General features: G+C 64.5%; 22 protein-coding genes. 12 read left to right on the top strand and 10 right to left on the bottom strand.

Features of this window, described 5'->3' with window-relative positions; translation table 11 throughout:
* Positions 1 to 2: 2 nt before the first annotated feature.
* The 3 genes from ACRHIG_RS12555 to ACRHIG_RS12545 all read right to left on the bottom strand — a co-directional run bounded on the left by ACRHIG_RS12555 (position 3) and on the right by ACRHIG_RS12545 (position 4,054).
* Positions 3 to 1,481, bottom strand: coding sequence for a sodium:solute symporter (locus ACRHIG_RS12555; RefSeq protein ID WP_489630340.1), 1,479 nt, complete (start codon positions 1,479 to 1,481; stop codon positions 3 to 5).
* A gap of 68 nt (positions 1,482 to 1,549) precedes the next feature.
* A complete protein-coding gene (locus ACRHIG_RS12550; RefSeq protein ID WP_489630339.1) occupies positions 1,550 to 2,767 on the bottom strand; it encodes a YeeE/YedE family protein in 1,218 nt (405 codons plus the stop codon).
* A 75-nt stretch (positions 2,768 to 2,842) separates the two neighbouring features.
* Positions 2,843 to 4,054: an MFS transporter gene (locus tag ACRHIG_RS12545; protein ID WP_489630338.1), complete on the bottom strand. Its 1,212-nt coding sequence runs from the start codon at positions 4,052 to 4,054 to the stop codon at positions 2,843 to 2,845.
* A gap of 144 nt (positions 4,055 to 4,198) precedes the next feature.
* Here ACRHIG_RS12545 and ACRHIG_RS12540 point away from each other — a divergent pair, with 144 nt between their 5' ends.
* Positions 4,199 to 4,435: a DUF3820 family protein gene (locus ACRHIG_RS12540; protein WP_034749909.1), complete on the top strand. Its 237-nt coding sequence runs from the start codon at positions 4,199 to 4,201 to the stop codon at positions 4,433 to 4,435.
* Between the two features lie 8 nt (positions 4,436 to 4,443).
* Here the strand turns inward: ACRHIG_RS12540 and ACRHIG_RS12535 are convergent, their stop codons facing one another.
* Positions 4,444 to 4,827 carry a glutaredoxin gene (locus ACRHIG_RS12535; RefSeq protein ID WP_489630337.1) on the bottom strand — a complete coding sequence of 128 codons (384 nt, stop codon included), beginning with the start codon at positions 4,825 to 4,827 and terminating at the stop codon, positions 4,444 to 4,446.
* Positions 4,828 to 4,965: 138 nt separating this feature from the next.
* Here ACRHIG_RS12535 and ACRHIG_RS12530 point away from each other — a divergent pair, with 138 nt between their 5' ends.
* Complete coding sequence (locus ACRHIG_RS12530) at positions 4,966 to 5,493, top strand: hypothetical protein (protein ID WP_489630336.1); 528 nt, start codon at positions 4,966 to 4,968, stop codon at positions 5,491 to 5,493.
* A 13-nt stretch (positions 5,494 to 5,506) separates the two neighbouring features.
* On the opposite strand, the gene ACRHIG_RS12525 is transcribed toward ACRHIG_RS12530, so the two are convergent.
* Both ACRHIG_RS12525 and ACRHIG_RS12520 read right to left on the bottom strand, forming a co-directional pair.
* Positions 5,507 to 6,328 (bottom strand): APH(3')-I family aminoglycoside O-phosphotransferase, encoded by an 822-nt coding sequence (locus ACRHIG_RS12525; RefSeq protein WP_489630335.1) that lies wholly within the window; start codon positions 6,326 to 6,328, stop codon positions 5,507 to 5,509.
* Positions 6,329 to 6,332: 4 nt separating this feature from the next.
* On the bottom strand, positions 6,333 to 6,821 hold the full coding sequence (locus ACRHIG_RS12520; protein WP_489630334.1) for an Lrp/AsnC family transcriptional regulator: 489 nt from the start codon (positions 6,819 to 6,821) through the stop codon (positions 6,333 to 6,335).
* A gap of 77 nt (positions 6,822 to 6,898) precedes the next feature.
* Between ACRHIG_RS12520 and ACRHIG_RS12515 the strand changes: the two genes are divergently transcribed.
* On the top strand, positions 6,899 to 7,786 hold the full coding sequence (locus ACRHIG_RS12515) for an EamA family transporter (RefSeq protein ID WP_489630333.1): 888 nt from the start codon (positions 6,899 to 6,901) through the stop codon (positions 7,784 to 7,786).
* Positions 7,787 to 7,799: 13 nt separating this feature from the next.
* Here the strand turns inward: ACRHIG_RS12515 and ACRHIG_RS12510 are convergent, their stop codons facing one another.
* Positions 7,800 to 9,023: an MFS transporter gene (locus ACRHIG_RS12510; protein WP_489630332.1), complete on the bottom strand. Its 1,224-nt coding sequence runs from the start codon at positions 9,021 to 9,023 to the stop codon at positions 7,800 to 7,802.
* 98 nt (positions 9,024 to 9,121) lie between these two features.
* On the opposite strand from ACRHIG_RS12510, the gene ACRHIG_RS12505 reads away from it, so the two are divergent.
* Both ACRHIG_RS12505 and ACRHIG_RS12500 read left to right on the top strand, forming a co-directional pair.
* On the top strand, positions 9,122 to 10,030 hold the full coding sequence (locus tag ACRHIG_RS12505) for a LysR family transcriptional regulator (protein WP_489630331.1): 909 nt from the start codon (positions 9,122 to 9,124) through the stop codon (positions 10,028 to 10,030).
* Positions 10,031 to 10,094: 64 nt separating this feature from the next.
* Entirely contained in the window at positions 10,095 to 10,628 is a 534-nt protein-coding gene (locus tag ACRHIG_RS12500) for a DUF4256 domain-containing protein (protein ID WP_489630330.1), read from the top strand.
* An 8-nt stretch (positions 10,629 to 10,636) separates the two neighbouring features.
* On the opposite strand, the gene ACRHIG_RS12495 is transcribed toward ACRHIG_RS12500, so the two are convergent.
* Both ACRHIG_RS12495 and ACRHIG_RS12490 read right to left on the bottom strand, forming a co-directional pair.
* Positions 10,637 to 12,793, bottom strand: coding sequence for a putative bifunctional diguanylate cyclase/phosphodiesterase (locus tag ACRHIG_RS12495; RefSeq protein ID WP_475415362.1), 2,157 nt, complete (start codon positions 12,791 to 12,793; stop codon positions 10,637 to 10,639).
* A 153-nt stretch (positions 12,794 to 12,946) separates the two neighbouring features.
* The gene (locus tag ACRHIG_RS12490; protein ID WP_475415363.1) at positions 12,947 to 13,873 is read right to left on the bottom strand and encodes a LysR family transcriptional regulator; all 927 of its coding nucleotides are present in this window, start codon (positions 13,871 to 13,873) and stop codon (positions 12,947 to 12,949) included.
* 166 nt (positions 13,874 to 14,039) lie between these two features.
* Between ACRHIG_RS12490 and ACRHIG_RS12485 the strand changes: the two genes are divergently transcribed.
* From ACRHIG_RS12485 to ACRHIG_RS12460, 6 genes are all read left to right on the top strand, one after another.
* Positions 14,040 to 14,741 carry a pirin family protein gene (locus tag ACRHIG_RS12485; RefSeq protein WP_489630329.1) on the top strand — a complete coding sequence of 234 codons (702 nt, stop codon included), beginning with the start codon at positions 14,040 to 14,042 and terminating at the stop codon, positions 14,739 to 14,741.
* Positions 14,742 to 14,768: 27 nt separating this feature from the next.
* The gene (locus ACRHIG_RS12480; protein ID WP_489630328.1) at positions 14,769 to 15,155 is read left to right on the top strand and encodes a DoxX family protein; all 387 of its coding nucleotides are present in this window, start codon (positions 14,769 to 14,771) and stop codon (positions 15,153 to 15,155) included.
* A gap of 156 nt (positions 15,156 to 15,311) precedes the next feature.
* A complete protein-coding gene (locus ACRHIG_RS12475) occupies positions 15,312 to 17,555 on the top strand; it encodes a PhoX family protein (protein WP_489630327.1) in 2,244 nt (747 codons plus the stop codon).
* Between the two features lie 221 nt (positions 17,556 to 17,776).
* Positions 17,777 to 18,430 (top strand): GTP cyclohydrolase II, encoded by a 654-nt coding sequence (ribA, locus tag ACRHIG_RS12470; RefSeq protein ID WP_131687237.1) that lies wholly within the window; start codon positions 17,777 to 17,779, stop codon positions 18,428 to 18,430.
* A 134-nt stretch (positions 18,431 to 18,564) separates the two neighbouring features.
* Positions 18,565 to 19,917 carry a S1 family peptidase gene (locus ACRHIG_RS12465; RefSeq protein ID WP_489630326.1) on the top strand — a complete coding sequence of 451 codons (1,353 nt, stop codon included), beginning with the start codon at positions 18,565 to 18,567 and terminating at the stop codon, positions 19,915 to 19,917.
* Positions 19,914 to 20,894 carry an FHA domain-containing protein gene (locus tag ACRHIG_RS12460; RefSeq protein WP_475415368.1) on the top strand — a complete coding sequence of 327 codons (981 nt, stop codon included), beginning with the start codon at positions 19,914 to 19,916 and terminating at the stop codon, positions 20,892 to 20,894. Before ACRHIG_RS12465 ends, ACRHIG_RS12460 begins: the two co-directional genes overlap by 4 nt.
* Before the next feature lie 92 nt (positions 20,895 to 20,986).
* Here ACRHIG_RS12460 and ACRHIG_RS12455 read toward each other — a convergent pair whose 3' ends face one another.
* Entirely contained in the window at positions 20,987 to 21,643 is a 657-nt protein-coding gene (locus ACRHIG_RS12455) for a CCXG family PEP-CTERM protein (RefSeq protein ID WP_475415369.1), read from the bottom strand.
* A gap of 515 nt (positions 21,644 to 22,158) precedes the next feature.
* Here ACRHIG_RS12455 and ACRHIG_RS12450 point away from each other — a divergent pair.
* Positions 22,159 to 22,497, top strand: a complete 339-nt coding sequence (locus ACRHIG_RS12450; RefSeq protein ID WP_475415370.1) for an MmcQ/YjbR family DNA-binding protein — start codon at positions 22,159 to 22,161, stop codon at positions 22,495 to 22,497.
* Positions 22,498 to 22,570 lie beyond the last annotated feature (73 nt).

Genomic DNA, 22,570 nt, shown 5'->3' with positions numbered 1-22,570 from the left:
TCTTATTTTGACAAGTATTGCGCGTCCTGGCCGCCCTGCCCTGGCGGCGTGGAAATGAGGAACAGGCCAGCCAGCACCATGGCGCCGTTCAGGATCAGCAGTTCCAGGCCGATGCGGTAATGCTCGAACAGCCGCGCCTGCTCCCCTTCGATCAGCGCGCACAGCAGCGGCCCCGCCACGGCCACCAGCGGCACCCAGCGGTCGCGCACGCCGCGCCGGCTCAGCAGGCCGAAGGCGAACAGACCCAGCAGCGGACCATAGGTATAGCTGGCCAGCTTCAGGATCACGCCTATCATGCTGGGATCGTCAAACCACTTGAAGGCCATGATCAGCACCAGGAACAGGGCCGCAAAACCCAGGTGCACACGGCGGCGCCAGCGCATCTGCGCGGCCGCGCTCAAGTCCGGCCTGCGCTGCACGCCCAGGAGGTCGATGCAGAAGGTGGACGTCAAGGCAGTGAGCGCCCCGTCCACGCTGGGAAACAGGGCGGAAACGAGGGCGATGAAAAAGATCAGCTGCACCACGGCGGGGAAGTGCCCCAGCACGACGGCGGGGAACAATTTGTCGCCCGTGGCCGTCACGCCGGCCTGCGGCGCATACAGGTGCAGCAAGCCGCCGAGGAAGAGGAACAGCAGCAGCACGCCCGTCAGCACCACGGTCAGGCTCAGCATGTTCTTTTGCGAGTCGCGCAAGGTACGCACGGAAATGTTCTTTTGCATCATTTCCTGGTCCATGCCCGTCATGGCAATCGTGATGAACATGCCGGCAAGGATATGCTTCCACACATAGGCGGGGCTGTCCGGGTCGACGGTGAAGATGCGCGTGAGGCCTTGCGCGCGCATGCGCTCCAGGCTGTCGACGAGGGACAGGTCCATTGCGCGCAGCAAAAACACGCTGCAGATGACGAGGCCCGCCAGCATGCACGCCGTTTGCAGGGTATCGGTCCAGACGATGGTCTTCACGCCGCCCTCGTAGGTGTAGAGCAGGATCAGCAGCAGCACGACGCACGACGTCAGCCAGAACGGCACGCCCAGGCTGTCGAGAATGGTGGCTTGCAGGATATTGACCACCAGATACAGCCGCGCCGTGGCGCCCAGCAGCCGCGAGACGATGAAAAACGCCGCCCCGCTCTGGTAGGAGCGCCGGCCCAGACGCACTTCCAGGTAGCGGTAGATGGAGGTCAGCTGCAGCCGGTAGTACAGCGGCAGCAAGATAAAGGTGATGGCCAGGTAGCCGAGCACATAGCCGATCATCAGCTGGATATAGCCGAAGCCGTTGCTGCCCACGGCGCCCGGCACGCTGATGAAGGTCACGCCCGTGAGCGTGGTGCCGACCATGCCGAAGGCCACCAGCATCCAGTTGCTGTCCTTGTTGCCGATGAAAAAACTGTCATTGGTGGCGTGGCGCGAGGTGCGCCATGCCACGCCCAGCAGGATCAGGAAATACGCGAGGATGACGGCAAACAGGATGAGGGGGGACATGGGAGATACGCTGGCGGCAAGGGGAACAGGGGCCGAAATATACAGCAAAGCCCCTGTTTATGCCGGCCTCAGCAGCCAGTCGGTTTGACTTTCTCCACTTCCAGGCCGAACCACGGGCGCAAACGCGTGCCGATGACGTTGCCCAGAAAAGCGCAGACCAGCCACAGCCAGCCGTGCAGGCTGCCCGAGACGATGCCGCTGAAATACGCGCCGATATTGCAGCCGTAGGCCAGGCGCGCGCCGTAGCCGAGCAGCAAGCCGCCGACGACGGCGGCGATGATCGAACGGCGTGGGATGCGCCACACGGGCGCGTAGCGTCCGGCCAGGGCCGCCGCCAGCATGGCGCCCAGCACGATGCCGATGTCCATCACGGAAGTCTTGTCTTGCGTCAACGGCGCGGCCAGGGCGGCCGCATTGGCCTTGGTCGACCAATAGGCCCAGCTGGCCGTGTCGATGCCGACCGCGGACGCCGCTTTCGCGCCCCACAGGGCGAACGCGGACGTCACGCCCCACGGCCGGCCCGACAGCGCCAGGGTGATGAAATTGAGCACGACAAGCGCGATGGCGCCCGCCACCAGCGGCCAGGGGCCGTGCAGCCAGGGCGATGCCTGCGACGGGCGCAGGGGCGTCGCGACGAGCTTGCCATGGCGGCGCTTTTCCACCAGCACCGTGATGCCGGCGATCAGCGCGAAGACGAGCCAGTTCAGCGCCAGCGCGGGTACCAGGCCCAGGCTTGTGACGAGGGAAATGGGTTTCAATTGCGGCAGCGCCGTCCAGAACGGCATGTGCGCCGTGCCGATCACGGAGCCGACGATGAAGGCGGCCAGCGTGATGAGCATGCGCGTGCTGCCCCCGCCCACCGTGTACAGCGTGCCGGACGCGCAGCCGCCGCCCAGCTGCATGCCGATGCCGAAGATGAAGGCGCCGAAGATCACCGAGGTGCCGGCGGGCGACACCAGGCCCGCCACCGGCGTGCCGAACAGGGTGCCGGCCGACAACGCGGGGAAGAACAGCGCCACGCCCACGGCAAGCATCAGCATTTGCGCGCGCAAGCCGTCGCCGCGGCCGTCGGCGATGAAGACGCGCCAGGCGGACGTGAAGCCGAAGGCCGCGTGATACAGGGTGACGCCGAGCAAGGCGCCCACCACGTACAGCGCGGCCTGCGTGGCGCCCACCGTCTGCGCCAGGTAGCAGGCGCCGAGCACGATGAGCAACAGGGCGACGCCCAGCGGTTTCGGGTTGATGGCGGCGCGCAGGCGCAGCGGTGACATTGCGGTATCGGACATGGGGAGTATGGGCGAGATAAAGGTAAGCGCTATTGTAAACCCTGCTCTCGCGCATGCCAGCGACTTGCCTGTAGACTAATGCCCCACCGCATGCATCGACTTTTCGCCGCCCGCACGCACGGGGATGGGATGCAGGCGGTCCATCCGGCCGCTCAAGGCCGTCAAGCCAAAGGCGCCCAGCACGACGATGGCGCCGATCCAGCCCGTGTGCACGAGGCCCAGGTGTTCCACAATGAGGCCGCCGCCCCAGGCGCCGCCGGCGATGCCAAGGTTAAAAGCGGCGATATTCAGGCCGGAAGCGACGTCCACGGCGCGGGGCGTGAAGTGTTCCGCTTGCTGCACCACATACACTTGCAGACCGGCCACGTTACCGAAGGCCACGGCGCCCCACAGCAGCACGGTGATGACGACGAGCACGGGATGCGGCGCCGTGAAGGTCAACAGCAGCAGGACGGCTGCCAGCAGCAGGAAGATCCGTTTCAGGGCGCGCACTGGCCCCTTCCTGTCGGCCAGCTTGCCGCCCCATATATTGCCGAACGCCACGGACACGCCATACACGAGCATCACCGCGCCCACGGCGCCGGCGCTGAAACCCGACACTTGCTGCAGGATCGGCGCCAGATAGGTAAAGGCGATGAAGGAGCCGCCATAGCCGACGGCCGTCATGGCGTACACCAGCAGCAGCCTGGGCTGGCCCAGCACCTGCACTTGCTGCAGCAGCGAGGCGGGCTTGCTGTGCTTGATGGTCGACGGCACGTACAGCAGGCTGCCGATGAACGCCACCAGACCCAGGGCCGAGACGGCGAGGAAGGTTTCGCGCCAGCCGAAGTGCTGGCCGATGAAGGTGCCCAGCGGCACGCCCGTCACCAGGGCCACGGTCAAGCCCGTAAACATGATGGCGATCGCGCTGGCCGCCTTGTCCTTGGGCACCAATGATGTGGCGATGGTCGAGCCGATGGAAAAGAACACGCCATGCGCCAGCCCCGTCAGGATGCGGGCGATGACGAGGGTTTCATAGCCGGGCGATTTCCAGGCCAGCAAGTTACCCAAAGTAAACAAGACCATCAGCGACAGCAGCAGGGTCTTGCGCGGGATCTTGCCCGTCAGGGCAGTCAGGACAGGCGCGCCGACGGCGACGCCCAGCGCATACAGGCTGACCAGCAGGCCGGCCGACGGCAGGTTGACGCCCAGGTCCGCGGCGATGGTGGGCAACAGCCCCACGATGACAAACTCGGTGGTTCCGATGGCAAATGCGCTGAGGGTCAGCGCGAGCAAGGCAATGGGCATGACAAACTCCGATAAATGATGTTGGCATGCAGTATCGGGGTTTTCTTTGTTTCGAAAAATACGTCAGCGGGCAGAAGATAGTTGCCCCATACTCAACAATGTCGTGTTCTGCTACACTGCATCGATCGATTACGGAGCTGTCGCATGAATTCAGAAAAACTGGCGCTGCTGGTCACGCGCGAAATGCCCTATGGGAAATATCAGGGACGGCTGCTGGCCGACTTGCCGGGACACTATCTGGGCTGGTTCGCGCGCGAGGGCTTCCCCTCGGGCGAACTGGGCAGTTTAATTGCGCTGATGTATGAGCTCGACCACAACGATTTACGCAGCTTGCTCGACCCTTTGCGCACGCGCAAGTCGCCGTGGCGGCCGGGGGAATAGGACGGAGCTTAAATCGCGCGCAGCTTCTTCGCCAGCATGGCGCTGAACTCGCCATTTTCCACGAGCTTTTGCAGCTCGCTGGCGCCGCCGATAAGCACGCCATTCACGAAAATCATGGGAAACGTGGGCCAGCCCGTCCACATTTTCAAGGCATTGCGGCGGTGCCACTGGTTCAGATAACTGCCGTATTGCAAGTACTGGTAGGGCGTGCCCAGCACGTCGAGTATCTTGCGCGCCTTGCGCGGAAACGGATTGAGCGCCATGCCGACCACCACGACCTGGTGCGCGCCGATGGCCGCCTGCACCTCGCGCACGATGTCCTGGTGCTTGCTGCCGATCAAAGGGCGGGCGGCGGGATGGATCTGGGCTTCGTCAAGGATGGCGCGGGTCATGAAATTCCTGGTGTCAGTGGCACGTGGCGTGCGGGTCATGCATTGTGCCACGCACTTGTGCCACGCGCACAGGCCGGCGTGGGCTACACTGCGCTTCCCGTCTCTTCACCTATGAAATGTATGCAAGCAATCCTTCCCATGTCTGAATGGTGCCGCACCCGCCGCCTGATCGGCTCGCTTCTGCTCGCCGCCTGCTCCTCCAGCGCCCTCGCCGCTGCCGATCCGGGACTCGAAAGCGGCCTGATCCAGGCGCTGCACCTGAAAAAGGGCACGACAGCCAGGGTAGGCACCTCCGGCAAGGCGATCCGGGCCTACATGCGCGAAGGCTACGTCGGCAAGCACCCGGACCAGCGCTTCGACTACACCGATTACTACCTGCTCAAGAAGCCGGCCAGCTTCATGGGGCATGAACTGGTGCTGATCGAGGAAGAATACATCACGCAATACATCGGCTGCTGCGTCAGCCCCGGGGCGGGCGTGACGCTCAAGGTGCAGGGCAGCACACAGAAGCTGCAAGCGTTCGCCATCGCCCAGCGCTGCACCTTGAGCGACCCCGTCGATATCCGGCAAGCACTGAGCGAGGTTGCCATCCAGGCCCGGCTGCCCCAAGGTCATTACGCGTCCTTGAGCTGCCGCGAACGCGATGCGGAGCGCGAAGAGCCTTGATGGCTGGCAGCCTTCAAAACAGCTCGTCGAGCAGCAAGTGAAATTGCAGCTTGCCTTGATCGATATCAAGGAGCCCATATTGCTCAGCAAACCTTTGCTGTAGCGCGGCGTCCAACTCACCGAGAGCACGCCAGACGATAGCCAGGTCCTGATAACGGTCGGCAACGCCCGCCCGTCCCACGTCGAGGCAGCCGGCAACCTTTCCTTCGTGCATGAGGATATTTTCCAGCGAAAAATCGCCATGCGTGACGACAAAGTCGGGCGCGAGAGGCCGGCAATCCTGTAGCGCCGCCCACACCTGCTGCGCCGTCCAGCCTTCCCGTTCAGCATCGAAATCATCGGTGTCGACCAGGCCCGCATCGATGCGCTGGCGCGCCTGGGCCAGCCGGACGGCAGGACCGGCGTCGAACGGACAGCCGGCCACCGGCAGCGCGTGCAGGCGGCGCAGGAAGGCCGCCAGCGCGTCGACCACGGTGGACCTTAGCGCGGGGTTCGCTTCCAGCACCGCAGACGCCGTTGTGCCTGGCAGCGCCGTCATCAGCAGCCATGCCTGCTGCCGGTCCGCCGCCTGGCCGAACTGGACCACGACCGGCACGGGCAGGTGCGGCGCCAGCCAGCGCAGGCGCGCCGCTTCATCGGCCAGGTCGGCGGCGGCAGGCCCCCTGCCGTGCTTCAGGTACAGGTCCGGCGCGCCATCCCTGCCCTGCAGGCGGTAGACGGCGGCATCCGACGCGCCGATGCTGTCGCGCGTCCATTGATAGCCGGCAACGGCGGTGCGCAGGCTGGCGGGCATAGCCTCCGTCACAGAGGTTTGCATGCTGTCGAAGGTACTCATCGCTCTATCCCAGCGGCACGTGCAAGCCCATCTTGAGGCAGGTCAATGCCACGGAGGTGCGGTAGCGCCGGATATTGTCGTCGCCGCCGAACAGGCGTTCCGTCAGCGCCTCGTACTCGGCCATGCTGCTGGCGGTGATGACCAGCAGGTAATCGGCCTCGCCGGTAATCCCATAGCATTGCTGGATGGCAGGTTCGGCCATGATGCGCGCGCGCATGCCGGCCGTGCGCTGCGGGTGCTCGTCGTGCAGATGCACTTCCACCGTCAGGGTCAAGGGGCGGCCCAGGCGGCTGGCGTCGAGCACCGCCACCTCGCTGCGGATCACCCCGCTCTCGCGCAGGCGGCGGATGCGCCGCTGTACGGCCGGCGCGGACAAATGCACGGCCTGGGCGATTTCGCGCTGCGAAGTCGTGTTATCACGCTGCAAGATGTCGAGGATGGCCAGGTCGAAGGCATCGAGGGCGGGCGAAGGCGTGAGCGAAAGTTGCGTCATGGAGGGCAAAATGCAGTGCAAATATCGGAGCAGACACAATAAACTTTCGCTACTTCGATATCAAGCCATTTATCATCATGCCATTACGCCGCTATTCCTCGTTCATTCCCCTGCTCGCCATCCTCGGCTCCGTCACCGCGCTGGGGCTGGGCACCTCATGGGCCAAGCACAGCCTGTTCCCGCTGGTCGGCGCGCAAGGCACGACGGCCGTGCGCGTGGGCTTTTCCGCCTTGCTGCTGTTGCTGTTCTGGCGCCCGTGGCGCTGGCAGCTGAGCCGCGCCGACCTGCGCACGGTGGCCCTGTACGGCGCGGCGCTGGGCTTGACCAACCTGTGCTTCTACATGGCCTTGCGCACGATCCCGTTCGGCATCGCCGTGGCCATCGAGTTTTCCGGGCCGCTGGCCGTGGCCCTGCTGGCCTCGCGCCGCCCGCTCGACTTCGTCTGGGTGGCCCTGGCCGTGGCGGGACTGGCGCTGCTGTTGCCGCTCGGCCACGACATCAGCAATCTCGATCCCACGGGCGTGCTGTTCGCTCTGGGCGCGGCCGTCTGCTGGGCCTCGTACATCGTCTTCGGCAAGCGCGCCAGCCATTTGCATGCGGGCCATTCGGTATCCCTGGGCCTGACCATGGCCGCGCTGGTGGTGGTGCCCGTGGGCGTGATGCACAGCGGCGCCGCCCTGCTCTCGCCCGTCGTGCTGGGCATCGGCCTGGGGGTAGCGCTCATTTCCAGCGCGATACCGATCTCGCTGGAAATGGTGGCCCTGAAACGGCTGACGCCGCAAGCGTTCGGCATCATGAGCAGCATGGAACCGGCCGTGGCCGCCATGCTGGCCTTCATCCTGCTCGATGAACGCCTTGACGCCGCGCAATGGCTGGCGATTGCCATGATCATGGCCGCCTCGATGGGCAGTTCCTACATGGCACAGCGCCAGAAACGGGCGCCGGCCGCCGCCGTGCATACCTGAGTCCTCCCTATCCTCAGTGCACGGCCGCCCCCGCCACGTGGGCGGCCAGGTTCTTGCGCGCCAGCCACGCCAGCGGCAGCAAGGCCAGCAAGGCGGCGGCCACGCCGGCCCACGGCGACGACGCCATCAGCTGGCGCGAGACCATCAGCGCACCGAGCATGGAACCGAAGGAAATGCCGAGGTTGAACGCGGAAATGTTCAGGCCGGAAGCAAAATCGACGGCCTGCGGCGTGTAGCGCTCGGCCGTCGCCAGCATGCCGGCCTGCAAGGCGGGCGACAGGCCGAAGGCGAACACGCCCCAGACGAACAGCATTACCGTCATCATCCATGGCGAGCTGATACTCAAGGCAACGCCCGCTTGCGTCACGGCCAGCAACAGCAGCATCACACGCAAGGCCTTTTGCCAGCCCAGGTGGCTCGTCAGGTAGCCGCCCGCCAGGTTGCCGGCAAAGGTGGCGATGCCGAACACGATCAGCAAGGCGCTGGCCATGGTGGCGGAAAAGCCCGTCACGTCCGTCAAGATGGGCGTGATGAAAGTAAACGCGGCAAAGCTGCTGCCAAAGCCGAACGTGGTCACCGCCATCATCGTCAGAATGGGGCCGCTGCCGAGGGCTGCCAGCTGCGTCATGGCCTTGCCGCCCTTGCCCTGCTGCAAACCGGCCGGCAGCCAGCGCGCCATGGCGGCCAGGCCCAGCGCGGCCAGGATTACCACGGCAAAGAAGGGCAAGCGCCAGCCCATCAGGTTGCCGAGGAAACTGCCGAAGGGCACGCCGATCACCATGGCCAGCGTCAGTCCCGCGAACATCACGGAAATCGCCCTGCCCGCCTGCGCCTTGGGCACCAGGCTGGCCGCCACGGTGGCGCCGATGGCAAAGAAGGTGCCGTGCGCCACCGCCGTGATGACCCGTCCCACCAGCAGCAGTTCGAACGTGTGGGAAAAGGCGGCCAGCAGATTGCCGGCCAGGAATACGCTCATCAGCCCCAGCAAGGCCGCCTTGCGCGGCAGGCGCGACATCAGCAGCACCAGCAGCGGCGTGCCGATGGCCAGCGCCAGCGCGTACAGGCTGACCAGCGAGCCGGCCGATTCGATGGAAATCTGCAAATCCTTCGCGATGGCGGGCAGGATGCCCACGACGATGAATTCGGTCACGCCGATGGCGAAGGCGCCGACGGCCAGCGCCAGCACGCCGGGCGGCATGCTGCTGGCTGAAGGGGAAACAGGGGCTGCGGTGGTCATGATGGCTCCAACAAATGGTTCAAGCGGGCCAGTGTATCGAGATAAATACTTTTGATATAGACTCTAATAATGGAAACATCTGTGAAATGGATTCAATAATGGCCAGGCAAGACATCAACCGCGCGTTCGAGATGGCCGTGTTCGTGGCCGTGGTGGAAACGGGCGCCTTTTCCGCCGCCGCGCGCCGCCTGGCCCTGACGCCGTCGGCCGTCAGCAAGCTCGTCAATCGCCTGGAAGCGCGGCTGGGCGCCCGCCTGCTCCAGCGCAGCACGCGCCAGCTGCATACGACGCCCGAGGGCGACGCCTTCTTCGTGCAGTGCAAGCGCATCCTCGACGATATCGATGGCGCCGAGCGCGAAGCATCGCAGGGCGCGGCGCCGCGCGGACGCCTGCGCATCAACTGCTTCGTGCCGTTCGGCGTGCGCCATCTGCTGCCCATCCTGCCCGAGTTCGCGCAGCGCTATCCCGACATCGTGCTTGACGTCGTCGTCAGCGACACCATCGTCGACCTGCTGGAAGACCGCACCGACATCGCCATCCGCACGGGCAAGCTGAAGGAATCGAACCTGGTGGCGCGTAAACTCGGCGAAGACGCGATGGTGGTGGTGGCGTCACCAGCTTATGCGGCGCGCCGCGGCCTGCCGCGCACGCCGCAGGAATTATCTGAACATAATTTATTGGCGTTCAACTTCCGCTGCCAGAACGAAACCTGGCCCTTCCTCGATGGGGAGGGAAATACACTGCAGGTGGCGCCGCAGGGCAATACCTGCGTCAGCGATGGCGAAAGCATGCGCCAGCTGGTGCTGGCGGGCATGGGCCTGGGACGCTTTTCGCGCCAGCACGTACAGCGCGACATCGAGCAAGGCCAACTCATACCCGTGCTGCAGGACTACAATCCGGGCGACAAGGAACTCGTGCACGCCGTCTTCGTGGGACCGGGCCTGCAAGTGCCGGCCAGGGTGCGCGTGATGCTCGACTATCTGCTGGAAAAAGTGCAGCTGGGATGAGCGCCGCCCGCCGGCATCGCGTCTTATAATCGGCCATATCGTTGAAACCCCAGGGAGCCGCGCCATGCATGACGACTTGATCCGCACCTTGCAAACCCGCTTCAGCCGGCACATGCACCGCCATCCGGGATGGACCTGGGACAAGGTGCTGGCGCGCTTGAACGCCGCTCCCGCCAGCCTGGCAGCATTGCAGCACATGGAAGACACGGGCGGCGAACCGGACGTCATCGGGCACGCCGGCGAGACGGACGCCGTCACGTTTTGCGATTGCTCAACAGAAAGCCCGATCGGCCGGCGCAGCCTGTGTTTCGACGAGGCGGCTCTGGCTGCGCGCAAGGCCAACAAGCCGGCTGGCAGCGCGCTCGCCATGGCGCAAGCGATGGGCATCGCCTTGCTGACGCAGGCGCAGTACCGGCAGTTGCAGGAGCTGGAACCGTTCGACCGCAAGACCTCGAGCTGGATCGCGACGCCGGACAGCATCCGGGCGCTGGGCGGCGCCCTGTTTTGCGACCGCCGCTATGACCAGGTCTTCGTGTATCACAACGGCGCCGAATCGTATTATGCGAGCCGGGGCTTTCGCGGACTGCTGCGGGTCTGACCGGCCCCTCAGGCCAGCTCTTCCAGCCGCAACTGCCGCCCCTCGCCCAGCATCACTTCGAATTCCGCCGCCGGCACGGCCGGGCTGAACAGATAACCTTGCAACTGGTCGCAGCCGAGTTCGCGCAGGAAGCGCATCTGCTCGGCCGTTTCCACCCCTTCGGCAACGATTTCCTGGCGCAGCTGCTGCGCCATGGTGACGATGGCACGGGCGATGGCGCAATCGTTTTCCTCGAAGGGCAAGCCGATGACGAAGGAGCGGTCGATTTTCAGGGTGCTGATGGGAAATTTCTTCAGGTACGCCAGGCTGGAATAGCCGGTGCCGAAGTCGTCCAGCGCCAGCGCCAGGCCCATGGCCACCAGCTGGTTCATGATGTCGATCACCTTGTCGGCCCCGCGCATCAAGAGGCTTTCCGTGATTTCCAGCATGATCTGGTCGGGCCGCACGCCGTAGCGCTCGAGCACGGCCGCTATGCGCGCCGGCAACTGTTCATCGAACTGGCGCGCCGACAGGTTGACGGCGATGGCCGGCATGTGCAGGCCCCGGTCTTCCCAGCTGCGGATCTGGCGGCAGGCCTCGTCCAGCACCCAGGTGCCCAGTTCCAGAATCAAACTGGTTTCCTCGGCGACGGGGATGAAGACGCCGGGCGAGACCATGCCGCGCATCGGATGCTTCCAGCGCAGCAAGGCTTCCGCGCCCACGATGCGTCCGCTGGCCAGGCTCACCTTCGGCTGGTAATGCAATTCCAGTTCCTTGTCGCCCAGGGCCAAACGCATTTCGCTTTCCAGGCGCAAATGTTCCTTTGCCCTGCGGTTCATGTCTTCGCGGTAAAACAGGAAGGTCGATTCAATCGTCTGCCCCGCCTTGGACACGGCCACGTCGGCAAAGCGGAACAGGGCCGGCGCTTCCAGGCCGTCTTCCGGATACACGGTGATGCCGATGCTGGCGCCCACGTGCAGCGCGTGCGCATCGATATTGATCGGCGCTTCCAGCAGGTTGAGCAGCTTTTGCGCCACGTTGGCCGCGTGTTCGCGCTTTTCGATGTGCAGCAGGGCCACGACGAATTTGCTGTTGTCGACGCGCGCCAGGATGTCGGCGTCGCGCAGGGCGCCGCGGAACAGCTGGCCGATGGCGATCACCAGCTGGTCGCCCACTTCATGGCCCAGGGTATCGCTGATGGAACCGATGCGGCTGATGTCGATGACCATCAGCGCGCCATGCGTGCCTTGCCGTTTCGCTTCGGCCAGGCCCTGGTCGACCAATTGGTTCAGCAGGCAGCGGTTGGGCAAGCCCGTCAGGCTGTCGTAGTTGGCCATGCGCTGCATGCGCGCTTCCGCATCCTTGTGCACCGAGATATCGGAAAACAGGGAAAACACGTGGCTGATCTCGCCGTACTCGTCGCGCACGACGCTGATGGTGACGTCTTGCGGGAACAGTTCGCCATTCTTGCGCTTGCCGATGATCTCGCCGCGCCAGGAGCCGTGGCCGCGCATGGCGGCGCGCACCTTGGCGCGGAAGTCGGGGTCGTGCACGCCCGAGCGCAACAGATCGGGCGTGCGGCCGATGGCCTCGGCCGGCGAATAGCCGGTGATGCGGGAAAACGAGCTGTTGATCGAGACGATGCGCTCTTCCGCATCCGTGATCAGCACGGCTTGCTCGCTATCTTCAATGATGCGTGCATGCAACCTGACCTTGTCCACGTCGGACAGCGGCTCGCTCATGGCCGACAGGCGCACGGCCATGCCGCAGCCCTTGCCCGCCTGGTCGTGGATCACGTGGCGGTGCATGCGCAGCCACGTCACCATGCCCGACTTCTTGCGCCGGCGCACATCGGTGGCCACGTCGCCCTGGGTGAAATGCAGCTCCAGCACGCTCGCTTCCGCGTCGTCTTCCGGATACAGGAACAGGATGTGCTGACCCAGCGCTTCCAGTTCGGAATAGCCGAACATCTGTTCGGCGCCATGGTTCCAGCCGATCAAAAAGCCGTCGGGATCGATTTCCAGCAAGGCGTCGGCCGGCGCCACGCGCACCACGGGCCGGCTGGCGCCGCGCAGCCGCTCCAGCTCTTCCTCCAGCCGCGCCAGGGTGGCGGCCTGCTGCGGCCCCGCCTGTTCACGGGCATCCTGGGCCAGGCGCAGGCACAGCGCGACCTTCGCCTCAAGCATGGCAACCCCACGCTTGGGCCAGGTCAGGGGAACGTTTCAGGGGCGCTGCGGTGTGTGTAATCATCAAAATCCCACTGTGGGGCGTGGAGGTCGGGCGGAAATACTGTGAATATGGTAACTTAAAAATGTTGGCGTATGTCAACATTTTAAGGCCTACGCCGAATGGCCAGGCAGATGCTGCGCCAGGCGGGCAAACACATCCGGTTCACGCATGCGCGCCATCCACCAGCGCAGCGCGGCGCCATCCTCGCCCACGCGCCAGGCCAGGTAAAACGTTTCCGACGGTTTCGGTTCTTCCACGGCCTTTTCCACCAGCAAGCCGCGCGCGATGGCGGCCCGCGCGCATGGTCCCGGCAGGAAGCCGAAACCCAGCCCCAGCACCTGGTAATCGAACTTGACCTGCATGTTGGGCACGCTCAAGGCGTCTTGTCCCAGCAGCAGCCCCACCGTGCGCGGCGCCATCTGGCGCGCCGAATCGGCCACCACCACGGCCCGGTGCTGCTGCAGGTGGCCGCGCGACAAGGGTTCCGGCACCTGCGCCAGCGGATGCGTGGGCGCCACGGCAAAGACGAAGTCGAGCATGCCGATCGGCTGCGCGATATAGCCGCCGCCGGCCGGCCCGTCGCCGGGCGCGCCCACCAGCAAGTCGGCGCGCCGGTCCAGCAGCGCTTCCCAGGTACCCGACAGGGTGTCTTGCGACAGGCGCAGGCGCGTCTGCTGCGCCACATCGTAAAAGGCGCGCACGTCATCGGCCAGGGCCACGGCGGAAAACATGGAATCGATACCGATGGACAATTCCGTTTCCCAGCCGGACGCCACCCTGCGCACGCGGTGCTCGAGGTCCTGCGCCGCCTTCAGCAGATAGCGGCCCTCTTTCAGCAATTCCTGGCCGGCCGCCGTCAGCATGACTTTCGGGCCATTGCGCTGGAACACCTGCACGCCCAGGTCGTCTTCCAGCTTGGCCACCGTATAGGAAATGGTAGACGGGACTTTATGCAGCTCCTTGCCGGCGGACGAGAACGATCCGCGGCGGTCGATGGCGTCGACGATTTGCAGGGCTTCCAGGCTCAGTCTTAACATTCGATTTTTTCGATCATAGCTCGGTAGATTTTCCGTTTTTCTTTCTCGGCTGGGCGCCCTATACTTTCTCCATCGTACAGCGAAGGGCAGAAAGAAGCCGGGGCATAGCGCCAGGCAACGGTCCTTCGAAATTATCGCACATTAACCTTTAGAAACGGAGTCCACCATGTTACAGATTCGTCATAGCGAAGAACGCGGCGCCGCCAACCACGGCTGGCTCAATTCCCACCACAGCTTTTCCTTCGGCAGCTACCACGATCCGCTGCACATGGGCTTTGGTCCCTTGCTGGTGATCAATGAAGACCGGGTCACGCCAGGCCAGGGTTTCGGCACGCACGGCCACCGCGACATGGAAATCATTTCGTATGTGCTCGACGGCGCGCTCGAACACAAGGACAGCATGGGCACCGGTTCCGTGCTGCACTACGGCGATGTGCAGCGCATGAGCGCCGGCAGCGGCGTGCGCCACAGCGAGTTCAACCATTCGGCGACGGATGGCTTGCACTTCCTGCAGATCTGGATCCAGCCGAACGTGACGGGCATTCCCCCCAGCTATGAAGAAAAACACTTCACGCCGGAAAGCAAACGGGGCAAGCTGCGCTTGATCGCCTCTTCCGACGGCCGCCAGGGTTCCGTGCTGATCCACCAGGATGCGGCCATCTACGCCAGCATCCTGCAGGAAGGTGAGCAAGCCGAACATGCGCTGGACGAAGGCCGCCTCGCCTACGTGCACCTGATCCGCGGCAGCCTGGTCGTCAACGGCACGCCCTTGAAGGCGGGCGACGCGCTGAAATTGACGCAGGAAGCGGCCGTGACCATCACGCAAGCAGAGGACGCAGAGTTTCTGGTCTTCGATTTACCGAAATAATTAATAAATACAAAGAAAGAGAAAATCATGGAAAACAGAACCAACGTATTGCTGCCCCTCGGCCGTGCCGCCCTTGGCGTGCTGTTCTTTGTTTCGGGCTTGCTGAAAATCGGCGGCTTTGCGGGCGTGGCCGGCTACATGGCCAGCCAGGGCTTGCCGATCGCCAATATCTTGCTGGTGGGCGTGATCGCCCTGGAAGTGGGTGGCGGCCTGCTGCTGATCACGGGCTGGCAGGCGCGCTGGGCGGCGCTGGCCCTGGCGCTGTTCCTGATCCCGACGACGCTCATCTTCCACGCCTTCTGGAGCGCCGATGCGGCCCACTTCCAGGACCAGTTGACGAACTTCCTGAAGAACCTGTCCATCTTCGGCGGCATGCTCTTGCTGGTGGAGCGCGGTTTTCGCCAGGCCAAGTGAGGCCAAGGTTGCCTGGCCGGACGGGCCCGTCACGTACGGGGTCCGCCCGGCCGGCAGCCTGTCACCATTTTGTCATCAAGCTGACATGGCGCTGTCACATTCAACAACTATCATGCGGTTGCCCTTAAATCACGCAACCACAGGACATCGCAGCCCATGAACAAGCCCAACGATCTGGCCATCCGCGCCACCGATCTGAACGACATCGACAGCAACGCGTCCCACGACAACCATTTCAACAGCATCCTGAACGCCCGCCTGAGCCGCCGCAACTGGCTGCGCGGCAGCGCCGTCACGGCCGCTACCGCCGTCATGGGTTCGATGGGCCTGTCCGCCTGTGGCGGCGGCAGCGATGCGGCGGCCGTCACGCCGACGCCAACGCCGACGCCCGAAAAACTGCTGGCCTTCACGGCCGTGCCGAAAAGCCTGGCCGACGTCGTGTCGGTGCCGGCCGGCTACACGGCCACCGCCCTGTATGCGCTGGGCGACTCGCTGCGCGCGGCGACGCCAGCTTACAAGAACGACGGCAGCGATACGGATTTCGACAACCGCGCCGGCGACCACCACGACGGCATGGAATACTACGGCCTGTCCGCCGCGGGCGCGCCGCTGGCGTCCGGCGCCGAACGGGGCTTGCTGGCGATGAACCACGAAGCGACCACGGACGAAAAACTGTCCTCGCACTTCCTGCACGTGAATGGCGGCACCACCACGCTGCCGCGCCCCGCCGCCGAAGTCGACAAGGAAGTGGCCGTCCACGGCCTGAGCGTGGTCGAAGTCAGGAAGACGGGCAGCGCCTGGGCCACCGTCAACGATTCCGCCTTCAACCGCCGCGTCACGCCGCTGACGGACATCGAGCTTGCCGGCCCCGTGCGCGGCAACGCCCTCGTGGTGACCAAGTACTCGCCGACCGGCACCAAGACGCGCGGCACCATCAACAACTGCGGCACGGGCAAGTCGCCATGGGGCAGCTACCTCTCCGGCGAAGAAAACTGGGCCGGCTACTTCACGCGCTCGTCCACCGACAACGCCGCGCGCGGCGACAAGTCCGTCGTGTCGCTGAACCGCTATGGCCGCAGCCAGGGCGGCGCCTCGCGCCACGGCTGGGAAACGGGCGGCAGCGACGACAAATACGCGCGCTGGAACCTGAGCAAGATCGGCGCATCGGCCAACGGCAGCGACGACTACCGCAATGAATTGAACGGCATGGGCTACATCGTCGAGATGGACCCGTACGACAAGACCAAGGCGATCCGCAAGCGCACGGCGCTGGGCCGCTACGCGCACGAAAGCGCCGCCTTCAGCGTGCCGGCCGTGGGCCAGCAGCTGGCCGTCTACATGGGCGACGATTCGCGCAACGAATACATCTACAAATTCGTCACGGCCGCCGTCTGGGCCGCCGCGGACGCCAACCCGGCCGACCGCATCGCCACCGGCGACAAATACCTCGATTCGGGCAAGCTGTACGTGGCCAAGCTGGCCGCCGACGGCACCGGCCAGTGGATCGAACTGGCCATGTCGAACGCGCAGATCCAGGCGTACGGCGCCTACAAGTTCGCCGACCTGGCCGACGTGCTGGTCAACGCCCGCCTGGCGGCCGACGCCGTGGGCGCAACAAAAATGGACCGCCCGGAATGGTGCTCGGTCAACCCGGCCAACGGCGAGATCTATTACACGCTGACCAACAACTCGAACCGCACCGTCAATCCGAGCGGCTCGTCGCAGCTGGCGCCGGACAGCGCCAACCCGCGCGCCTACACGGACATGAAGGGCAGCAGCGCGCAGAACGGCAATCCGAACGGCCACATCATCCGCTTCAAGGAAGGCACGGGCGCGGCCGCGGCCACCAGCTTTACCTGGGATGTCTACCTGTTTGGCGCCGAGAGCGGCGCCGACGCCAGCAAGATCAACCTGTCGAACCTGACGGCCGAGCAGGACTTCTCGAGCCCGGACGGCTTGGCCTTCAGCCCCTACACGGGCATCTGCTGGATCCAGACGGACGATGGCGCGTACACGGACGTGACCAACTGCATGATGCTCGCCGCCATCCCCGGCAAGGTGGGCGACGGCGCCAAGTCCACCCTGAACTACGCCACGGCGGCCGGCGGCAACCTGGCCGTCGACACCTTCATCGGCAAGAAACCCACGGCCGACACGCTCAAGCGCTTCCTGGTGGGGCCGGTCGGCTCGGAAATCACGGGCATCAGCGAAACGCCGGACGGCAAGACCATGTTCATCAACATCCAGCATCCGGGCGAAAACACCGCGCTGGCGAATATCGGCGATCCGTCCAAATACACGAGCCAGTGGCCCGCCAACGCCGGTTATGGCGCCGGCAAGCGTCCCCGCTCGGCCACCATCGTGATCACCAAGAACGATGGCGGACGCATCGGCAGCTGATGTCCCGTGCCTGGCGGCGGCATCCGCCAGGCAAAGCCGGCCATCGACCTTGTAAAAGGAGGAAGTGCCCTTAAGTAAGGTTCATCACCAGACATTGCAACAACCGAATGGCAGCCGGGGAAAAACGTTTCCCGGCTTTTTGGTATGATGGCAAGGCGCGCCGGCACCGGAGTGGTGTCGCGCGCCTTTTATTTTTGATAATTACTTATATGAGCACAACCATGCAAAGCGGCGCAGACCTCCTGGCGACAGGCGAATTGGATTACACGACTTCCTGCGCACTGCCGACGCCGTGGGCCCAGTTCACCCTGCACGCCTTTGTCGAGCACGCCACGGGCAAGGAACACCTGGCCATGGTGCTGGGCGACATCGGCAACGGCGAACCGGTGCTGGCGCGCGTGCATTCCGAGTGCCTGACGGGCGACGTGCTGTTTTCGCAGCGCTGCGACTGCGGCGCCCAGCTCGAAGGCGCCTTGAAACGCATCGCAGAGGAAGGCCGCGGCATCTTGCTGTACCTGCGCCAGGAAGGGCGCGGCATCGGCCTGATCAACAAGATCCGCGCCTATCGCCTGCAAGAGGCGGGCGCCGACACGGTGCAGGCGAATGAACAGCTGGGCTTCAAGGCCGACGCGCGCAACTACACCTTGTGCCAGCCGATGTTTGCGCAATTCGGCATCCGCAGCCTGCGTTTGATGACAAACAATCCGCGCAAGATCGCCGCCATGGAAGCGCTGGGCATCACGGTGGCCGAACGGGTGCCGCTGCTGGTCAACCGCAACGCGTTCAACCAGCACTACCTGAATACCAAGCAAAGCAAGCTGGGCCATATGATGACGCCGGAAACGGCGCCGGCGCTGGAAGACGGCGCCCTGTAATTGCCGCACCGGCTTGCCGCACCGGCTTGCCGGGCCGGCGTGCAGCGGCGCGCCGCCTGGGCGCCCGCTTCGCTGCTGCTCACGCACAAAGGATGCATGAAATTATCTAACCTCGCCTGCTTGCTGGCCAGCCTGTGCGCTGGCGCAGGCGCCCACGCGGCCCCGCCACCGGCGCCAGCCGCGGCCACCACCGCTTCGACTCCCCCGTAAAACCGCCGCCGGCCACCGCCGCGCCCGCGGCCACCGAACACGCGGCCCTGCCGCCACCCTCGTCCGCCGCGCAAAAACTCTACACGGCCGCGCGCGCCGATATTTTGCAAGTGCGCGTGCTGCTGAAAAACGGCCGCACGCAATCGTCGGTCGGCTCGGGCTTTTTGATCGGCACGGGCGACCTGGTGGTGAGCAACTATCACGTGGTGTCGCAATTCGCGCTCGACCCCGACACCTATGTGGGCGAATGGGTCGACACCAGCGGCCAGCGCGGCAATGTGGAGTTGCTGGCCGTCGACGTGCTGCACGACCTGGCCGTGCTGCGCGTGGACCGCCACGGCACGGGCTTCTTCAAGATGCCGGAGACGCTGGCACCGCTGACGCAGGGCCAGTACCTGTATTCGATGGGCAACCCGCTGGACCTGGGCTTCGCCATTTCGGAAGGCTCGTATAACGGCGTCGTCACGCGCAGCTTCTACGACCAGCTGATGTTTACGGGACCGATCAATTCCGGCATGAGCGGCGGCCCCAGCGTCACCGCGAATGGCGACGTCGCGGGCGTGAACGTGTCGAAACGCCTCGACGGCGAACTCGTCAGTTTCCTCGTGCCGGCCCGCTATGCGCAGCAATTGCTGGCCAAGGTCGCCCTGCAAGGCAAGCCGCCGAAGGACTTCAAGCCGCTGGTGACGGCGCAGTTGCTGGCGCACCAGGACGTCATGCTGGCGCGCCTGCTCGACACACCGTTGAGCCTGAAAACCATGGGCCCCTACCGCGTGCCCGTGCGCGAGTCCGACCAGATGCGCTGCTGGGGCCGCTCCAACGTCAAGTCCGACAAGCCCTACATGCTCGACAACACCAGCTGCGCCATGGAGTCGGCCATCTTCATTTCCGGCGCCCTGCAGACGGGGCAAGTGTCGATGCGCCACGAATTTCTGCGCAGCAGCGAACTGGGCCCGCTGCGCTTTTCCGAGCTGGCCAGCGCCTCGTTCAAGAATGAAAGTTTCGGCAGCTACAAGAGCGCGCACCTGACGGGCCCCCATTGCACCGAACAGTTCGTCAAGAACACCACCCTGCCCCTGCGCGCCGTCCTGTGCGTGCGCGCCTACCGCAAATTTACGGGACTGTACGACTTTGCCCTGCTGGCGGCCAGTACCGATGAGCCGCTCATGAGCCTGCAAAGCCGCATCGACGCGCGCGGCGTGTCCTACGCCAACGGCTTGCGCGTCACGCGCACCTTCCTCGAAGCGCTGTCGCGGGAAAGCAGCCGCAAGCCATGAAGCCTCCCTATTACATCGAAATCCTCGCCGAAAATGGCGAAGTGCGGCAGCGCCAGCGCATTGAATCCCTGCCGATCCGCATCGGGCGCGGCTATGACAACGACTTCATCCTCGACGACGCGCATACGGCGGCCGAGCACGCCATTGTCGAGGACGATGGCGCAGGCGGCCTGCTGCTGCGCGACCTGGGCAGCCAGAATGGCGTGATCCACCGGGGACAGCGGCAACCGCAAGTGTCCCTGAACGGCAACAGCATCGTGCGCCTGGGCCACACGCGCCTGCGCGTGCGCGCCAGCGACCATCCGGTGGCGCCCGAACTGAGCGACACGACCAGGCACGACTGGGAAGGCTTGCGCCCCGCCGTCGCCGGCCTGGCCATGATCGGCGCCTCGGCCGCCTTCAGCAACTGGTTAAGTGATGCGGACGCCTTCGACCCGATTTCCTACCTGATGGTCATCGCGTATGCGCTCGGTGGCGGCCTCGTCTGGGCTTCCATCTGGGCCGTGGCGAACCGCCTGTTCGGCCATATGGCGCGCTTCGGCCGCCACCTGTTCATCATCGGCTGCGGCTTGCTGGCCATGGAAGTGTGGGAACTGGCAAGCAACGTGGCGGCGTATGCGCTCTCGCTCGAAGCGCTGACGCGCTACGGACGGCATATGTTCATCGTCATCGTCTGCGCCATGATCTACTACCATTTGCGCACGATCAAGCCGCAGCATCCGCGCCGCTTCGGCCTCGTCGCCGTGGTGCTGGCCATCCTTGGCTCGAGCCTGATCCTGCTGAGCAACCTGCAGATCAGCGGCCGCCTGGCCGACGAGGCGTACATGTCGGCGCTCTACCCGCCGGCCTTGCGCCTGAGCCCGGATCACACGACGGACGCCTTCTTCCGCGATGCGGCCAGCCTGCAGCGCGCCGTCGATGCCGAACGGGGCAAGGCGGCCAAGGGCGCCGACGAAGACGAAGACAGCGGCGATTAACGCGCCAGCATGCAAAAAGCCCGCCGTGTCCTGACAGACCGGCGGGCTTTTTATCGCGCGCCATCAGGCGCGGCGAGATCGGCGATACAAACTTAGAACTTGGCTTCCTGCTTGCGGCGCGCCGTAAAGCCCAGCAAGCCCAGGCCGATCAGCAGCATGGCGTAGGTGGTCGGCTCAGGAACGGCCGAGATCAAGCCATCGTTGGCGCCAAAGCTGACGAAATTATTGTTGCCCGCCTTGAACTGCGCTTGCTGGCCGCCATCGCAGCAGTCTTCCAGGCCATAGATGCTCAAGGTATGGTTGCCGGCCGCCAGGATGCTCGAACCGCTGAAGAACTGGCTGCCATTGTCGTAGTTGCCTGCCCACCACATGTCGTTGCTCTTGAAGTCCAGCGCCACACCGTCGAGGAACAGGGCGCCGCCCTTGCCGAAATCGACACCGCTGCGGAAGCTCCAGGCGCCCGCGTCGGCCGCGCTGACACCAAAGTTGATGACGGATTTGAAGGCGATGTTCGAGCCACTGCCGAACAGGCCGCTGTTGTTGAAGTTATCGTAGCTGGCAATCGTCGTCGAGCCATAACCGGCGCCTGGCGTGGCCACGGCGGCATTCACCACGGACTCATAGGCGGCGGCGGAGCTTTGCGCGCCAGCGTCCGAGTAGCCGGTGGAAACGGTGATGGTGCTGGCGTTCGCGTGGGCAAACACACCGACGGCGATCAGGGACAGAGCGATTTTAGGCAAGTTTTTCATGATGGTATCCAGTAAGTAAGTATTCAGTGGGCGCAGCAAGGAGCGCTGGAGCTGAATACACGCTGCATTGAGGCGTGTCGGCAAAGCGCTGGGGATTGCGGGAATGAGCGGTCGGGGGCGTGAACTTCCGCGTAACAGCGCGGACTTGCAGCGTGCCATGGCGGCACCGCAAGCGTCCTGGAAAGGGTTCGGGTTCCCGGGACAAGGCCAGACAGTTGACGGGTCAGGTAAGACGTTGAAACTATTCTAGCGTAAATTCCCTAGAAGAAAATTATTTTTCTTTTAACCATGAAAGATATTTTTCTGGCAAGCACTCATCCGGAGGCAGAAAAAAGGCGTGTTCCACTCCGGCGCGACGGCCATCTGCGGTGCGCGGCGTGTCGCGGCGGTACCACAGACCAGGCCGGCACTGTCGCATCGCGCGCATTTCTTTTCGCATGCCGCTGCACCACGGGGCGAAACAGCATGGCAAAATGTAGTCACGCTGCTATCTGTCCGATGAGGGGGAAAGAGGAATGGTCGACCTGGAAGAACTACGCTATCTGGCACTGTCGTTTCCCGACACGACCGAGGAAGAACACCACGACCGTCCAGCCTTCCGCGTGGGCGGGAAGATCTTCGCCACCCTGCCCGATGACGAGCACATCAACGTGCTGCTCGATGCGGAAGCGGCGCATATCGCCACCGTCATCACGCCCTCCGGCTGCGAGAAACTCTGGTGGGGCGAACGCCTGGCCGGCATCACGGTATGCCTGGCGGACGCCGAGCTGGACATGCTGGCCGCCGCCCTGACGGCCGCCTGGCGCCGCAAGGCGCCCAGCGACCTGGCCAAGACCATCGACCAGGCCGGGTAAGGCGCCTGTTACATCGGCCAATTGCGCAACAGCAAACCCACCATCTGCTGCAACTGTTCCCGCGAGACGCCCG

The sequence above is a fragment of the Janthinobacterium sp. C22 genome (assembly GCF_057919405.1).
Note: the sequence above shows the minus strand (reverse complement) of the source record. Positions and strands in the feature narration are given on the sequence as shown.

Excerpts from the sequence above, each read along its gene's own strand:
- ACRHIG_RS12555 (WP_489630340.1), bottom strand. The coding sequence starts at position 1,481 with ATGTCCCCCCTCATCCTGTTTGCCGTCATCCTCGCGTATTTCCTGATC.
- ACRHIG_RS12550 (WP_489630339.1), bottom strand. The coding sequence starts at position 2,767 with ATGTCCGATACCGCAATGTCACCGCTGCGCCTGCGCGCCGCCATCAAC.
- ACRHIG_RS12545 (WP_489630338.1), bottom strand. The coding sequence starts at position 4,054 with ATGCCCATTGCCTTGCTCGCGCTGACCCTCAGCGCATTTGCCATCGGA.
- ACRHIG_RS12540 (WP_034749909.1), top strand. The coding sequence starts at position 4,199 with ATGAATTCAGAAAAACTGGCGCTGCTGGTCACGCGCGAAATGCCCTAT.
- ACRHIG_RS12535 (WP_489630337.1), bottom strand. The coding sequence starts at position 4,827 with ATGACCCGCGCCATCCTTGACGAAGCCCAGATCCATCCCGCCGCCCGC.
- ACRHIG_RS12530 (WP_489630336.1), top strand. The coding sequence starts at position 4,966 with ATGTCTGAATGGTGCCGCACCCGCCGCCTGATCGGCTCGCTTCTGCTC.
- ACRHIG_RS12525 (WP_489630335.1), bottom strand. The coding sequence starts at position 6,328 with ATGAGTACCTTCGACAGCATGCAAACCTCTGTGACGGAGGCTATGCCC.
- ACRHIG_RS12520 (WP_489630334.1), bottom strand. The coding sequence starts at position 6,821 with ATGACGCAACTTTCGCTCACGCCTTCGCCCGCCCTCGATGCCTTCGAC.
- ACRHIG_RS12515 (WP_489630333.1), top strand. The coding sequence starts at position 6,899 with ATGCCATTACGCCGCTATTCCTCGTTCATTCCCCTGCTCGCCATCCTC.
- ACRHIG_RS12510 (WP_489630332.1), bottom strand. The coding sequence starts at position 9,023 with ATGACCACCGCAGCCCCTGTTTCCCCTTCAGCCAGCAGCATGCCGCCC.
- ACRHIG_RS12505 (WP_489630331.1), top strand. The coding sequence starts at position 9,122 with ATGGCCAGGCAAGACATCAACCGCGCGTTCGAGATGGCCGTGTTCGTG.
- ACRHIG_RS12500 (WP_489630330.1), top strand. The coding sequence starts at position 10,095 with ATGCATGACGACTTGATCCGCACCTTGCAAACCCGCTTCAGCCGGCAC.
- ACRHIG_RS12495 (WP_475415362.1), bottom strand. The coding sequence starts at position 12,793 with ATGCTTGAGGCGAAGGTCGCGCTGTGCCTGCGCCTGGCCCAGGATGCC.
- ACRHIG_RS12490 (WP_475415363.1), bottom strand. The coding sequence starts at position 13,873 with ATGTTAAGACTGAGCCTGGAAGCCCTGCAAATCGTCGACGCCATCGAC.
- ACRHIG_RS12485 (WP_489630329.1), top strand. The coding sequence starts at position 14,040 with ATGTTACAGATTCGTCATAGCGAAGAACGCGGCGCCGCCAACCACGGC.
- ACRHIG_RS12480 (WP_489630328.1), top strand. The coding sequence starts at position 14,769 with ATGGAAAACAGAACCAACGTATTGCTGCCCCTCGGCCGTGCCGCCCTT.
- ACRHIG_RS12475 (WP_489630327.1), top strand. The coding sequence starts at position 15,312 with ATGAACAAGCCCAACGATCTGGCCATCCGCGCCACCGATCTGAACGAC.
- ribA (WP_131687237.1), top strand. The coding sequence starts at position 17,777 with ATGCAAAGCGGCGCAGACCTCCTGGCGACAGGCGAATTGGATTACACG.
- ACRHIG_RS12460 (WP_475415368.1), top strand. The coding sequence starts at position 19,914 with ATGAAGCCTCCCTATTACATCGAAATCCTCGCCGAAAATGGCGAAGTG.
- ACRHIG_RS12455 (WP_475415369.1), bottom strand. The coding sequence starts at position 21,643 with ATGAAAAACTTGCCTAAAATCGCTCTGTCCCTGATCGCCGTCGGTGTG.
- ACRHIG_RS12450 (WP_475415370.1), top strand. The coding sequence starts at position 22,159 with ATGGTCGACCTGGAAGAACTACGCTATCTGGCACTGTCGTTTCCCGAC.